9 protein-coding genes and 4 pseudogenes are annotated in these 13,190 nt (G+C 59.3%); 10 read left to right on the forward strand and 3 right to left on the reverse strand.

The genetic code is table 11. The features are described 5' to 3' along the window. Positions 1 to 42: 42 nt before the first annotated feature. Positions 43 to 1,317, reverse strand: coding sequence for an ABC transporter permease (locus RBB80_RS06880; protein WP_433967482.1), 1,275 nt, complete (start codon positions 1,315 to 1,317; stop codon positions 43 to 45). A gap of 306 nt (positions 1,318 to 1,623) precedes the next feature. On the opposite strand from RBB80_RS06880, the pseudogene RBB80_RS06885 reads away from it, so the two are divergent. The 4 genes and pseudogenes from RBB80_RS06885 to RBB80_RS06900 all read left to right on the forward strand — a co-directional run. Then, positions 1,624 to 1,986: pseudogene (locus tag RBB80_RS06885) on the forward strand (beta-N-acetylhexosaminidase family protein); the annotation flags it as partial. Between the two features lie 110 nt (positions 1,987 to 2,096). After that, positions 2,097 to 2,150 (forward strand): annotated as a pseudogene (locus RBB80_RS06890) (hypothetical protein); the annotation flags it as partial. Positions 2,151 to 2,272: 122 nt separating this feature from the next. Next, on the forward strand, positions 2,273 to 3,616 hold the full coding sequence (locus RBB80_RS06895) for a family 20 glycosylhydrolase (RefSeq protein WP_433969549.1): 1,344 nt from the start codon (positions 2,273 to 2,275) through the stop codon (positions 3,614 to 3,616). Between the two features lie 64 nt (positions 3,617 to 3,680). Beyond that, positions 3,681 to 4,403, forward strand: a complete 723-nt coding sequence (locus tag RBB80_RS06900; protein WP_433967483.1) for a DUF72 domain-containing protein — start codon at positions 3,681 to 3,683, stop codon at positions 4,401 to 4,403. Between the two features lie 14 nt (positions 4,404 to 4,417). Here the strand turns inward: RBB80_RS06900 and RBB80_RS06905 are convergent, their stop codons facing one another. Both RBB80_RS06905 and RBB80_RS06910 read right to left on the reverse strand, forming a co-directional pair. Further along, the gene (locus RBB80_RS06905; RefSeq protein WP_433967484.1) at positions 4,418 to 4,888 is read right to left on the reverse strand and encodes a GDSL-type esterase/lipase family protein; all 471 of its coding nucleotides are present in this window, start codon (positions 4,886 to 4,888) and stop codon (positions 4,418 to 4,420) included. Then, a complete protein-coding gene (locus RBB80_RS06910) occupies positions 4,885 to 5,250 on the reverse strand; it encodes a hypothetical protein (protein WP_433967485.1) in 366 nt (121 codons plus the stop codon). The genes RBB80_RS06905 and RBB80_RS06910 overlap by 4 nt, the downstream gene beginning before the upstream one ends. Before the next feature lie 94 nt (positions 5,251 to 5,344). Between RBB80_RS06910 and RBB80_RS06915 the strand changes: the two are divergent. From RBB80_RS06915 to RBB80_RS06940, 6 genes and pseudogenes are all read left to right on the forward strand, one after another. Then, a pseudogene (locus RBB80_RS06915) lies at positions 5,345 to 6,234 on the forward strand (sugar phosphate isomerase/epimerase family protein). 29 nt (positions 6,235 to 6,263) lie between these two features. Continuing rightward, positions 6,264 to 7,788: pseudogene (locus RBB80_RS06920) on the forward strand (asparagine--tRNA ligase). 586 nt (positions 7,789 to 8,374) lie between these two features. Further along, on the forward strand, positions 8,375 to 9,457 hold the full coding sequence (locus tag RBB80_RS06925) for a DNA topoisomerase IB (RefSeq protein WP_433967486.1): 1,083 nt from the start codon (positions 8,375 to 8,377) through the stop codon (positions 9,455 to 9,457). A 145-nt stretch (positions 9,458 to 9,602) separates the two neighbouring features. Beyond that, the gene (locus RBB80_RS06930) at positions 9,603 to 9,791 is read left to right on the forward strand and encodes a twin-arginine translocation signal domain-containing protein (RefSeq protein WP_433967487.1); all 189 of its coding nucleotides are present in this window, start codon (positions 9,603 to 9,605) and stop codon (positions 9,789 to 9,791) included. Further along, positions 9,788 to 11,023: a hypothetical protein gene (locus RBB80_RS06935; RefSeq protein WP_433967488.1), complete on the forward strand. Its 1,236-nt coding sequence runs from the start codon at positions 9,788 to 9,790 to the stop codon at positions 11,021 to 11,023. Before RBB80_RS06930 ends, RBB80_RS06935 begins: the two co-directional genes overlap by 4 nt. Positions 11,024 to 11,325: 302 nt before the next feature. After that, entirely contained in the window at positions 11,326 to 13,176 is a 1,851-nt protein-coding gene (locus RBB80_RS06940) for an FG-GAP-like repeat-containing protein (RefSeq protein ID WP_433969551.1), read from the forward strand. Positions 13,177 to 13,190: the final 14 nt, after the last annotated feature.

The following is a 13,190-nucleotide window of genomic DNA, read 5'->3' on the forward strand; positions in this document are numbered from 1 at the left end:
CATTTTTGTTTGTAACTATCAACGGTCAGACCGAAGAAAACGCTATTCATACTTGAGCGTCTGAACCGGATCGAGCCGCGCTGCGCGATTCGCCGGAAGGGTCCCGAAGAGAACTCCAACGAGCACCGAACTCCCCAGAGCGAAGACCGGCGACCACGGATTAATCGGGATCTTGAACGGCGTCAGCAGGCCCAGTGTCAGCGGCAGTGCAAGGCCAAGCACGGTCCCGATTAATCCGCCGCTCAGCGAAAGAAAGATCGCCTCGGTGAGGAACTGCAGTCGAATCTCACGACTTGTGGCCCCGAGCGCCTTACGAATCCCAATCTCCTTCAATCGCGACTGAACGTTTGCCAGCATGCTGTTCATAATGCCGACGCCGCTGACAATCATCGTGATGCCCGCCCCAAGAGTGAGAACGATGGTGAGCATATCCGCGATCTTCGCCATGCTGCTGAGTAGATCGGTGAGCGTTGCCGCGGTGTAAACCGAGCCGGCATAGTGCCGCGACCGAACGATCGCCAGAATACGTTCACTCGCCGGTACCACCAGGGTCGCGCTACGCATCGTGAAAAACAGCTCTTTCAGCGAGTTGCTTCCAGTGAAGTAACGTATGACGGGGTAGGGCACGAGCATCGTGTGATCGCTGATCTCCGACTGCCCGTAGGTATCGAACGCTTCCTTGAAGACTCCGATGACGACAAACGGAATACCCTTGATGCTGATCGTTTTTCCCACCGCCTCGTTCACGTTTCCGTACAACTCTTCTGCGAACGGCTTGACCATCACGGCGACCTTCTCATGGGCAAGCTCGTCCTGATCGTCAAAAAAGCGCCCCGACACCACAACGAGATTGCGCACAATCCGATACTCCGGAGAGACTCCAAGCAGGGTCGTCTGCTTCGTGACGCCGCCGCCCAGACTCACATTGTCGTAAAACTCCAACATCGGAGACGATGCAACGATTCCGGGCACCTGATCCAGGACTTCACGCATGTCGTCGAGCGTCATGTAGTCGGGCGTGCTCGTGTTGTCCGGACCGCTGATGTTCCCGCCGCCGTACTGCAGCTCCACCTTGTTAGGCCCGATGCTGGTCAGTTGGTCCAGGGCGTACTGCTTGCCTGTCGATCCGAGAGTCGCAACCAGAATAATCGACATAGAGCCGATGACCATACCCAGCATGGTGAGCAGAAACCGCGTCTTGCTTGCGCGGAAGCTGTCGACGGCAAGTCTAGCGACCTCACTGAACATCATGGTCGAGCGCGCGCTGGCCAGCGTACGGTCGAATGAGCTCGGTTTGGGAAGGTTTGTCGTCGCCATTGGCTTAAACCATTAGACGCCTAACAGTATCTCAGCGGTGCATGCTTTCCTGCTAGCCGAACCAACGTGGCGTCTCGAGCTATAAACTATCCTGGTTTGACTCGGTTTGACTTAGCGACGCCCATCGGTTGATCGGCCATCAGGATGTGGTCGGGCGGCCACCACGATAGCAGGGGAGCTCGAGCCCGAACAGTGCCGGGACTCACCGCCCACCCACAAGGAGCAAGAATGAATCACGCATCGACTCTGGCCCTTTTTCGTGCCAGAGCAACCAGCCTCGGGTCACTCTGCCTTCTCGCCTCGCTTATGGCCACCGCACAGTCGCAAACCTTCCAAAACACGCTCCTTCCGGCGCCATCAAACATCATCGCCGGCACCGGCTCCCTCTCCATCACGAAGGACTTCACAGTCTCCCTCAGCGGTGCGCACAACCCTATTCTTGAAGCGGCCACTCGCCGCGTACTCAATAGCCTCGAAAGAAACACCGGCATTCCAATCGGCAAAGATCTCCAGTCCCCAAGCCCCACCCTGACTATTCAGGTGCAGGACTCCACTGGCACGCGCCCCACGCTTGAGACCGACGAAGCCTACTCCCTCAGCGCAACCTCCAGCAAAATCATCCTCCGGGCCCAAACTGTCTTCGGGGCCCTCCACGGCCTCGAAACCATCCAGCAACTCGTGCAGGCCGAAGACGGCCACTATGTCTTTCCCGCGGTGGAGATCAACGACTCCCCCGGTTCCCCTGGCGCGGCTTCATGCTCGACGTCAGCCGACACTTCATGCCTCTGCCGGTTGTCTATCGCACGCTCGACGCCATGGCCGCCGTCAAACTCAACGTCTTCCACTGGCACCTCACCGACGACCAGGGCTTTCGTATCGAAAGCAAGCGCTTCCTCTCCTCACAGCCAAGGGGTCTGACGGCCTCTTCTACACCCAGGATCAGGTCCGCGACGTCATCGCCTACGCCAGCGCCCGCGGCATCCGCATCGTGCCCGAGTTCGACATCCCCGGCCACGTCACCAGCTGGCTCGTCGGTATGCCGCAGTTCGGCAGTGTCCAGCGCCCCTACGAGATCTCCCGAACCTTCGGCATCTGGGACGGCGCACTCGACCCCACCCGCGATAGCACCTACAAGTTCCTCGATGCCTTCATCGGCGAGATGGCCGCGCTGTTCCCCGACGACTACCTCCACCTCGGCGGCGACGAGAGCAACGGAGCCGACTGGAAGGCCAACCCCTCCATCGTCGCCTTCATGCACGCACACAACATGAAGTCCACCGACGAGCTGCAAACCTACTTCAGCACCCGCGTCCTCGCGCTCGTCCACGAACACCGCAAACAGATGGTCGGCTGGGACGAGATCCTCACCCCCGGCACTCCGAAAGACGCCGTCATCCAGAGCTGGCGCGGCGTTGAGTCGCTCGCCGTCGCTGCCAGACAAGGCAACCGCGGCATCCTCTCCGCGCCCTACTATCTCGACGCCATGAAGACCGCCGAGCGGATGTATCTAGACGATCCCATCCCCGACAACTCCACCCTCACCGCCGACCAGCAAAAGCTCATCCTCGGCGGCGAAGTCTGCATGTGGGCCGAACAAATCACTGCGCAGACCGTCGACTCCCGCGTCTGGCCTCGCACCGCCGCTCTGGCCGAACGCTTCTGGTCGCCCCGACAGACCCGCGACGTCCCCGACATGTATCGTCGCCTCGAGATCGAATCCATCCGCCTCGACGGCCTTGGCCTCACCCACATCTCCGCCCCCGAATCAGGCCTGCGCCAGCTCGCAGGAAGCGAAGCCGCAGCCTCCCAGCTCGCCGTCCTCATCTCCACGCTCTCCCCGGTCCCTTTCCACGAACGCTACGCGCAGCAGAAGACCTCACAGCTCACTCCCATGGGCAACGCCGTCGACTACACACGCCCCGACCCACCCCTCCGCGAAGACCTGCGTCTCCTCGTCGACCGCTACGTGAACAGCAGCTCTCCGGCCGAGCACGTCGCCGCGCACCAGCAACTTCAAACTCTTTTCCAGTCGTGGATCGCCTCTGGCCCAGCGCTCGACGCCCTCGCCCCCGAGCACCCGAAGCTGAACCAACTCACTCTTCGCCGCGCCCAACTGCCTCAACTCGGCCAGCTGGGAATCCAATCTCTCACAGCCATCGAGTCCCACACCCCACCAACGACAGCCTGGATCGAAGCGCAAAGCGCTTTCCTGAAGACAGCCGCAGACCACTCCGAGCTAACCGACTTCGTCATACTCCCACCGCTACAACAACTGATCGATACCGCCGGAAAGCATTAGCCCGGAGGCATAGCCGGCCTTTGGACAGCAAGCCGCAACAAGCCCAATGGCATCGAACCAAAGCATGAGTCACCTGCGCATCGGCACCGCCGGCTGGAGCATCGCGAAGCGATATTTGGACATCCCGCCGCAAGGAACCCATCTCGCCCGCTACTCGCAAATCTTCAACTGCGCCGAGATCAACTCCTCCTTCTCCCGCTCCCATCGCCTCTCCACCTGGGCGAAGTGGGCAGACTCCGTCCCCGAAGACTTCCGCTTCTCCGTCAAAGCTCCAAAGGCCATTACCCACGAAGCGAACCTCGCCTGCGAACCCGCGCAGTTACAAATCTTCCTCACCGAAGCAAACACCCTCGCTCAAAAATTGGGCCCCATCCTCTTTCAGCTCCCGCCCAGCTTAGCTTTCAACCCGGCCGTCGCCAAAGCCTTCTTCACCAGGCTGCGCGATCTCCACCAAGGCGCAGTCGTCTTCGAACCTCGGCATTCCACCTGGTTCGCCACCGAAGCCGACGACCTTCTCAAGAACTTCCACATCTCAAGAGTGGCCGCCGATCCCGCCTGTGTCCCCGCAGCCGCCCAGGCCGCCGGTTGGAGTCAACTCATCTACTGCCGACTCCACGGCAGCCCACATACCTACTACTCCGCCTACCCGGAGTCCTATCTCCGGTCACTCGCCGCAGCCATCGCAGCCCGTAAAACAAAAGAGACGTGGTGCGTCTTCGACAACACAGCCTCAGGCGCAGCGTTCGGAGACGCACAGATCCTTCAGCGTCTCCTCTCAGCCGCCTGACTCGCCGAACCGACCTACCGACCCAGAGTCCTATCGATCGCCGCCTGCGCCAGCGGCGCCATAATCGTATACCCCCGCGCATTCGGATGCACGCCATCGAAGCTGATGCCGGCCTTCATTCCGCCGACCTGCCCCACCATCGCCGCGTAGTAATCGAGGTAAGTCACCGAATGATTCACGCAGTATCCTTTCAGCCAGTCATTCAGAGCCTTGATCTTCGGCGCAGGTGCCAGGCCCGGCTTCCACGGATAATCTGCCACCGGCAGAATCGACGCGACAATCACCCGAATCCCATTCGCCTTCGCCAGATCGATCATCGACCGGAAGTTGTCCTCAGTCATCTGCGGCGTCATCGGCCCCGTGTTCCCAGCGACGTCGTTGGTTCCTGCCAGAATCACCACCGCTGCCGGATGCAGATCGATCACATCCTGCCGGAACCGCACCACCATCTGCGGCGTGGTCTGTCCGCTGATCCCGCGATTCACATACGGCTTCGCCGGAAAGAACTCCCCGTACCCGCCAGCCGCCCCCAGCTATCCGTGATCGAGTCCCCATAAAACACCACCCGCTGCTCCCCCGCCGCCACCGGAGACAACGCTGCGTTCTCCGCCCGATATCGTCCCAACTGCGGCCAGTCCGCCAGCTTCGCTTCCATCTCGGCGATCTCCTTCGCCGTCTCCTCCGGTGTCGAAACCGGAGGCACCGGAGTCGGAGTCTGCACAACCGCCGGAGTTTGAGCCGGCGTAGGAGCTCCCTCAGCCGTACCTGTACCCCCAACCTGCCCCTGCGCCATCCCACTCCCCCAGGCGACACACCCCGCTAAAACCACCCGCACAGCAAGCTTCATCTAAACCCTCCTCCCGACTCAAATTCTAGCCGAACACCCACAGAACCCCTTCCGCTACGCCGCTAACCCTCCCTCTGCTGTACCTTAAGAGGTGATGCAAACCGGACTCTCCACCCACGTCTTCCTCCCGCAGCGCCTGCACCCCGGCCTGCTCGACGCTCTCCACAGATCCGGCGCTCAGGTCATCGAGCTCTTCGCCGCCCGCCATCACTTCGACTACGCCGACCGCGCCGCCGTCCGCGACATCGCCACCTGGTTCCGCAACACCGGCGTCGGAGCCACACTTCACCAGCCCCTCTACATCGCCGATCGCGCCGACGCCCAGTGGTCCCGCCACGTCGCCCCAAATTCAAATCTCATCGACCCCGAAAAATCACGCCGCATCTCCGCCATGGACGAGGTCAAGCGCGCCCTCGAGTCCGCCGAGCAGATTCCAATCACCGCCTGCACCCTCCACCTTGGCAACAAAGACGATGCCTGGAACCCCCGCGCCCTCGAGAACTCCCTCACCGCCATCGAGCACCTCAAGGCCTTCGCGCATCCACTCGGCGTCCGCATCCTGCTTGAAAATCTCCAGAACGAGATCACCACCCCGAGCACCTCCTCGAGATCCTCAAAGTCGGCCACTTCGACCGCGTCGGCGTTACCCTCGACATCGGCCATGCCCATCTCGCCGCCTCCGAGAACAACAAGGGCATCGACGAAGCCTTCGAACTCCTGAAGCCCCGCATCGCCGAGCTCCACCTCCACGACAACCTCGGCCAAAAAGACGACCACCTCTGGCCCGGCACCGCCGGCCCTGGAGGTTTGGGCATCGACTGGCACAACATCGCCAAACACATTGCCACGCTCCCGGCCAACACCCCCGGCATCCTCGAGATCGCCCACGAACTCGAAGAGACCCCCGAATCCGCCACCACCAAAGCCACCCAGGCCTTCGACCTCCTCAAACGAGCCGCCGAAGTTAAAGCCCGGAGCAATTAGCACCTGTCATAGGCACAAACAAGGAACCAATGAGCGAATCTGTAGTCACCACAAGCACAACCTCCGCACCCATAGCCACCATCTCTTCTCTCTCCCAGCACGAAGGCCAGACCATCACTCTCCGCGGCTGGCTCTACAACCTCCGCGCCTCAGGCAAGCTCCTCTTTCCCATCTTCCGCGACGGCACCGGCACCATTCAGGGCATCGTCCCCAAAGCAGCCGTCTCCGAAGAGGTCTTCAACACTCTAAAAGAATTAACCCTTGAGTCCAGCCTCGCCGTCACCGGCAAAGTCCGCGCCGACTCCCGCGCCCCCTCCGGCTACGAGCTCGACGTCGAAAGCATCGAAGTCCTCCAGCGCGTCCCCGAAGACACTCCCTTTCCCATCACCCTCAAGGAGCACGGCGTCGACTTCCTCATGGAGCACCGCCACCTCTGGCTCCGCACCCCGCGCCAATCCGCCATCCTCCGCGTCAGGGCCACCATCATGCGCGCGGCTTCAGAGTATTTTGATACCAACGGCTTCATCCGCACCGACCCACCCATCCTCACCCCCAACGCCTGCGAAGGCACCTCCGAGCTCTTCGAGATGGACTACTTCGACGACGACAAGGCCTACCTCACCCAGTCCGGCCAGCTCTACATCGAAGCGACCGCCCTCGCACTCGGCAAGGTCTACAGCTTCGGCCCCACCTTCCGCGCAGAAAAATCCAAAACCCGCCGCCACCTCACCGAGTTTTGGATGATCGAACCCGAGGTCGCCTTCCTCGAACTCGACGGCCTCATGAACCTCGCCGAAGGCTTCATCACCCACATCGTCACGCGCGTTCTCGAGTCGCACCGCGCCGACCTCAAGGTCATCGGCAAAGACATCGCCAAACTCGAAGCCGTCATCGGAATCGGAGCCACCCCCGACGCCACTGATTCCGCTGTTTCTCACCCTGATGTTGAAGTTGAAAAAGATTCGTCATCTCGACCGGAGCAACAGACGGCATCATCGTCTGTTGCGGAGCGGAGAGACCCCGCATTTCGCCCGAAGCGCAATCGACTTCAGCTCCGGCAAACCGCTTCCCCCGCCTAAGCTACGACGAAGCCCACGCCATGCTCGAAAAGGCCTACGCCGAAGGCAAGCTCGAAGCCCCCACAAGTACGGCGACGACTTCGGCTCCCCCGACGAGACCTACATCAGTTCGCAGTTCTCGAAGCCCGTCATGATCCACCGCTACCCCGCCGCCTTCAAGGCCTTCTACATGCAGCCCGACCCGCTCGACCCCACCAAGGCCCTCTGCGTCGACGTCCTCGCCCCCGAGGGCTACGGCGAGATCATCGGCGGCTCCCAGCGCATCGACAGCTACGACCTCCTCAAGTCCCGCATCGAAGAGCACAACCTGCCCCTCGACGCCTTCCAGTGGTACCTCGACCTGCGCAGGTACGGCAGCGTCCCCCACGCCGGCTTCGGCATGGGCATCGAGCGAGCCGTAGCCTGGATCTGCGGCCTCGACCACGTCCGCGAAACCATCCCCTTCGCCCGCACCCTCAACCGCATCTATCCATAGACGAGGCTCGCTTTTGCTGTCATCCTGAGCGCAGCGAAGGATCCCGATGAGTTCAGCACCACCGATTCAGGCTTTCAGCCAAGAAGTTCAGAGCGCCCGAATCCAGTCGATGGCTGGCTGCTTCACTTTCAATATTTTTCTAACTGCGATTTTGTTCTTCTATTTCCTCTTCTCCTCGCGCGTTCAGGAAACGTTCGGCCGAAATATCTAGATAGGAAAAGAGGCGGCCACGACCACGTCCGCGAAACCATCTCCTTCGCCAGAACGCTCAACCGCATCTATCCATAGACGAGTCTCGCTTTTGCTGTCATCCTGAGCGCAGCGAAGGATCCCGATGAGTTCAAGCACCACCTCCACCGATTCAGGCTTTCAGCCAAGAGGTTCAGAGCGCCCGAATCCAGTCGATGGCTGGCTGCTTTACTTTCAATATTTGTTCTAATCGCAGTTTTGTTCTTCTATTTCCTCTTCTCCTCGCGCGTTCAGGCGACGGGACGTCTTCCGTCTTATCAAATCCTGCTCACACGGCAAGCTCTCAGCCTCCGCAAACTGCATCCAAGATTCTCAGGTAAAAACCTGGGACCATCTGATGCCGCGAAATAACCAACTGCAAATCGTCACCGATCCTGCGGAGTCAGCAAAAGCCGCAGGATTGCGCTACGTCACCGACACGAAGCCCGGAATCCAACGCAAACCCTGGCGCAAAACTTTCCGTTACTTCGACGCCGACGGAACGGCAGTGCGCGATATCGAGACCTTAGCTCGAATCAAATCCCTCGTCATCCCTCCAGCGTGGACGGCGGTATGGATCTGTCCCAATCCAAAAGGCCATCTGCAGGTCACCGGTCGCGACGCAAAAGGGAGAAAGCAAAGCCGCTACCACCCTCGTTGGCGCGAGATACGTGACGAAACCAAGTACGAGCGCATGATCATCTTCGGAGCAGCTCTGCCAGCGATTCGAGAGCGCGTGGAACAAGATCTCTCAATCCCAGGCCTGCCTCGCCCAAAGGTCCTGGCCACCATCGTTCGTCTCATGGAGACAACACTCATCCGCATCGGCAACGAGGAGTACGCCCGACAGAACCACTCCTATGGTCTAACGACGATGCGAAATAAACACGTCGATATCGCCGGCTCTACCGTGACCTTCAACTTCCAGGGAAAGAGCGGAGTCAAACATGCCGTTGACATCACCGATCGCCGTATCGCAAAGATCGTCCAACGCTGCCAGGACATCCCTGGATACGAGCTGTTCCAGTACGTCGACAAAGACGGCACACAGCACTCCATCGACTCGGCCGACGTCAACGAATACCTCCGCGAGATCTCAGGACAAGACTTCACCGCCAAAGACTTTCGCACCTGGGCCGGAACCGTTATCGCTTGCGAGCTGCTCTACGAGTTCGAGGCATTCGAATCCGAAACGCAAGCTAAACGGAACATCGTTCAGGCAATCAAATCGGTCGCCGCACGACTTGGCAACACACCCTCCGTCTGCAAAAAATGCTACGTGCATCCCGCCGTTCTCGACTCTTACATCAGCGGAGCGATGCTGGACAGAGTGAGACGCCGCGTTCAAGAGACCGACGCCGACCTTCCCAAGCCGCTTCAGCAGCAGGAACTCGACCTTCTCAATCTTTTGCGCCATCAAGTCGACCTGGCGGTTGCCTGAAGATCCCCGGCTTCCGCTCGCCGCCGTCCAGTTGAAATACATACATTTGACGTGCTGAAAATGTCCGTGAAAAAACAACTCACAATCTTGCGTGTCTTCCAAACCCCAGCGTAGAGTGGCGATGCCCAAAAGGAGGGCTCCCCACATGTCTGCAAACAGCATCACGCGCCGTAGTCTCCTCGGCATGGTCTCCACCGCCGCAGTGGCTGGCGCAGTGCCATCCATCTTCGCCCCGCAGTCGGCTCAAGCACAACTCGGCCAGTCCAACCCCTCACCGCCGCGAAAGATTCCGCCGACTCCATCGCACGCGCCTTCACCTTCCAGAACCTCATGATGGACGCCTACACCTCCGGCTCAACCATCCGCCTCTCCCAGAGCTACAGCGACGCCGCTCTCCAGGCCACCGGCTTTACCTACGACAACGCCGTCGCCATCCACGCCTATCTCTCTCGCGGCCTGCCCGACGACCTCTCCCGCGCAAAGATCCTCGGCCTCGGCCTCCTCCACGCCCAGGCCACCAACGTCCCCATCGCCGACGGCCGTTTCGCTCAGGCCTACTTCGTCAACGCACCAGACAGCAGTGGCGCCTTCATCACGCCTGCAGCATTTCCATTCTTCTTCTTTGGCAGCTCCGTCGGCGACCAGGCCTGGGCCGGAATGGCCCTCGCACAACTCTATCGCCGCACGGGCGACAAGCAATTCCTCGCCGGCGCACTCCTCGTTGCAAACTGGATCGTCACGAACACCTACAACACTCAGGGGCCAGGCGGCTACTCCTTCGGCACCATCATTAACCAATTCAATCAATCTCAACCCTCGCCCAACGGAAAGTCGACCGAGGGTAATCTCGACACCTACGCCTTCTTCACCATGCTCAACACACTCACCGCTGGCGGCCACGCGAACAATGGCACCTCGTGGGCAGCGCTCGCGCAACACGCCTTCCAATTCGTCTTTGCGATGCTCAATCCGTCAGGGCCCTTCTTCTTCACCGGCACTCTGCCCGATCAGATCACCATCAATCCCTCACCTATCCCGGAAGACTGCCAGACCTGGTCCTACCTGGCCTTCCTCGACGCCCGCTCTCGCGGCACCATCGACTGGGCGCTTGCCAATCTCCAAACCACCGACACCGCGTCCTCACCACACTCCAGCCTCACCGGAACGCAAACCGTTCACGGCATGACCTTCTCCTCCGCGAGTCTCGTCACCACGGCCAACGATCCGAATGCAGTCTGGCTCGAAGGCACCGCGCACACCTCTGCCGCGCTCACCGCAAGAGCACTGCGCGGTGGCGAACCAATCTTCTCTCTCCTCTCGGATATCTCCCGCGCCGTTCAACTCCTCAAAGACATCGAGCACGCCCAGCAGATCCTCGGCGTCGGCCAGACCGCAGGTGGAAGGGTCATCCCCAGCGGCCTCGGCGTCGTCGCATCCTCCAGCGTTCTCGACACCGGCTTCGGCTTCACCTACGGACCATCCCTCCACATCGGAGCAACCGGTTGGTATCTCATCGCCAGCCTCGCCGCCAACCCCTTCCAGCTCGGCTATCGCGTCATCGGATAACCTACAACTCAACCAAGCGCCCCACTCATGCGATCACATCGTGGGGCGGGGCTTCTTAGCGTAGCGTCCAGACCTAGACAACGTCTGCGAAACCATCCACTTTGCCAGAACGCTGAACCGCATTTACTCGTGACCTGCTAGCTGAGTGCTGTTATTATCCGTTTGTTCCACTGAACCGATCTCTGCCAAATTATGCGACTATCCAGAGCTATACGCCTGCTTACCTTCTCTGCTATCCCGGCCCTCGCCTCCACGCCCCAGTTGTTCACCCCCGTCAAGACATCAATACCGGCTTTCAACATCTGACTGGCCTCGCGGTCGCTGATTTTAATGGAGACGGAAAGCTCGACTTCGTCGTCACAGATGACGTAGACAAACGAGTCGTCGTGTACCTCAATAACGGAAACGGCACTTTTGCTGCACCGATCTCCACAACTCTTCAGATAGGCGCTATCGGAGTAGGACCGATAGTAGCCGGCGATTTCAACGAAGATGGGAAGCAGGATCTGATCGTTGGAACTGTAGCTGGGCTGCAGGCGGACATTCTTCTAACAGGGAATGGAGACGGGACGTTCACTCAGCAGCAAGCTCTACCGAACTCCTTTGGCTTTTTAGGTGCGGCGGTTGCTGATATCAATCACGACTCCCACCTTGACTTGATTGCTGGCGGAAACGGTCCCTTATATGTCTACCTTGGCGACGGTCATGGCGGTTTTAGTTTGCAGCCATTTGCCAACCAGCCTCCGAACGACATCTTCTTTGGAATCGTTGCCGGTGATTTCAACAATGACAAGAAAGACGATTTTATTGCTACAGGTTTCACCGGAAATAGTCTCCTGTACTTTTCCGGAAATGGTGATGGATCCTTTGCTTCTCCCTCAACCCTGAAAACCAGCAATATTTTCAGACCACAGTTTCTAACGTCAGCCGACTTCAATGGAGACGGAAACCGCGATCTGCTTGTTGGGTCTGCCAATATAGCTTCCGTTATCTTCGGAAATGGCAACGGAACCTTTCAGCTCAGCGACTCTCAAGCCGTCATTCTCGCAACTCCTCCTCCAATCAGCCAGACTCCAGCAAGTGCTCCCCCTGTTGTAGGAGCGGCTGATATGGACGGAGACGGAAAGATAGACGCCGTCGTCGCAGACAGCAGTTCTGCCTCACTCAGTGTGTTTCTCAACAACGGAACTGGCACATTTCCTCAGACTGCTCCTGACTTCACGGCGGCGCAGCCGGCTGGATCCAACCAACTACAGCTGGCTGATCTGAACGGCGACGGTCTACCGGACATAATCGTTACCAACTATCTCACGCAAAACGTTTCGATCTTCCTGTCGATAAGACAGCCAGTAAAACCAGCTGTCACACTAACAAGCAGCGCCAATCAGGCGCTCGTCGGAACGCCGCTAACGCTTACCGCTCAGGTCTCAGGAGTGCAAAGCTTGGCAGCAACAGGATCGGTAACACTTCTAGACGGTATGACATCACTCGGACAACAGCCCCTCAACTCAGGTGGGCAGGCAACATTTTCAATATCCAATCTTGCCACCGGCCAGCACAGTCTCTCTGTCTCCTATGCAGGGGATCAAAACTACTTGGCTTCGACAAGCAGCGTCATTGCAGAGTCGGTCACTGACTTTCAGCTTTCATTGGCATCTCCTACGCAAACCGTGTCACCCGGATCAACCGCTGGCTATAGCCTCAGCCTCACGCCAGTCGCATCGTTCGCCGGCAACATTACCTTCACCTGTTCAGGCCTTCCATCGGGGGCGTCGTGCGGCACGGCCGCTGTCACACTGAACGGGCAACCTATGACTTTCACAGTGAATGTAACGACGACAACAATAGCGGCGAACGACGGTCGTGCAGAGCCTGGATGTAGGCATGTAGGGCAAAGTGCCGTTCTATCGTTCGCTTCACTTCTTCTGGCAGGCCTCCTCCCACTTCGCCGCAGAGGATTTGCTCGGCTCGTTACCTTCCTGCTCGCCTCTGCCGGCCTTGGTCTGGCTTTGGGTTGTAGCGGCGGAGGTTCTGCAGGACCTTCCTCCAACGCACCTCTACCTGTAACAACACCTTTCACCATTACAGGTTCGACAACCCTCGCCGGCCAGACTGCCACTCATCAGGTCTCAGCGAGCGTAACGATCAATTAGCCGACTAAGGAGAG

The sequence above is a fragment of the Tunturiibacter gelidiferens genome, assembly GCF_051013345.1.
Lineage (GTDB): Bacteria > Acidobacteriota > Terriglobia > Terriglobales > Acidobacteriaceae > Edaphobacter > Edaphobacter gelidiferens_A.

Coding starts and splice junctions, on each gene's coding strand:
- RBB80_RS06880 (WP_433967482.1), bottom strand. CDS start 1,317: ATGGCGACGACAAACCTTCCCAAACCGAGCTCATTCGACCGTACGCTG.
- RBB80_RS06900 (WP_433967483.1), top strand. CDS start 3,681: ATGAGTCACCTGCGCATCGGCACCGCCGGCTGGAGCATCGCGAAGCGA.
- RBB80_RS06910 (WP_433967485.1), bottom strand. CDS start 5,250: ATGAAGCTTGCTGTGCGGGTGGTTTTAGCGGGGTGTGTCGCCTGGGGG.
- RBB80_RS06925 (WP_433967486.1), top strand. CDS start 8,375: ATGCCGCGAAATAACCAACTGCAAATCGTCACCGATCCTGCGGAGTCA.
- RBB80_RS06930 (WP_433967487.1), top strand. CDS start 9,603: ATGTCTGCAAACAGCATCACGCGCCGTAGTCTCCTCGGCATGGTCTCC.
- RBB80_RS06935 (WP_433967488.1), top strand. CDS start 9,788: ATGATGGACGCCTACACCTCCGGCTCAACCATCCGCCTCTCCCAGAGC.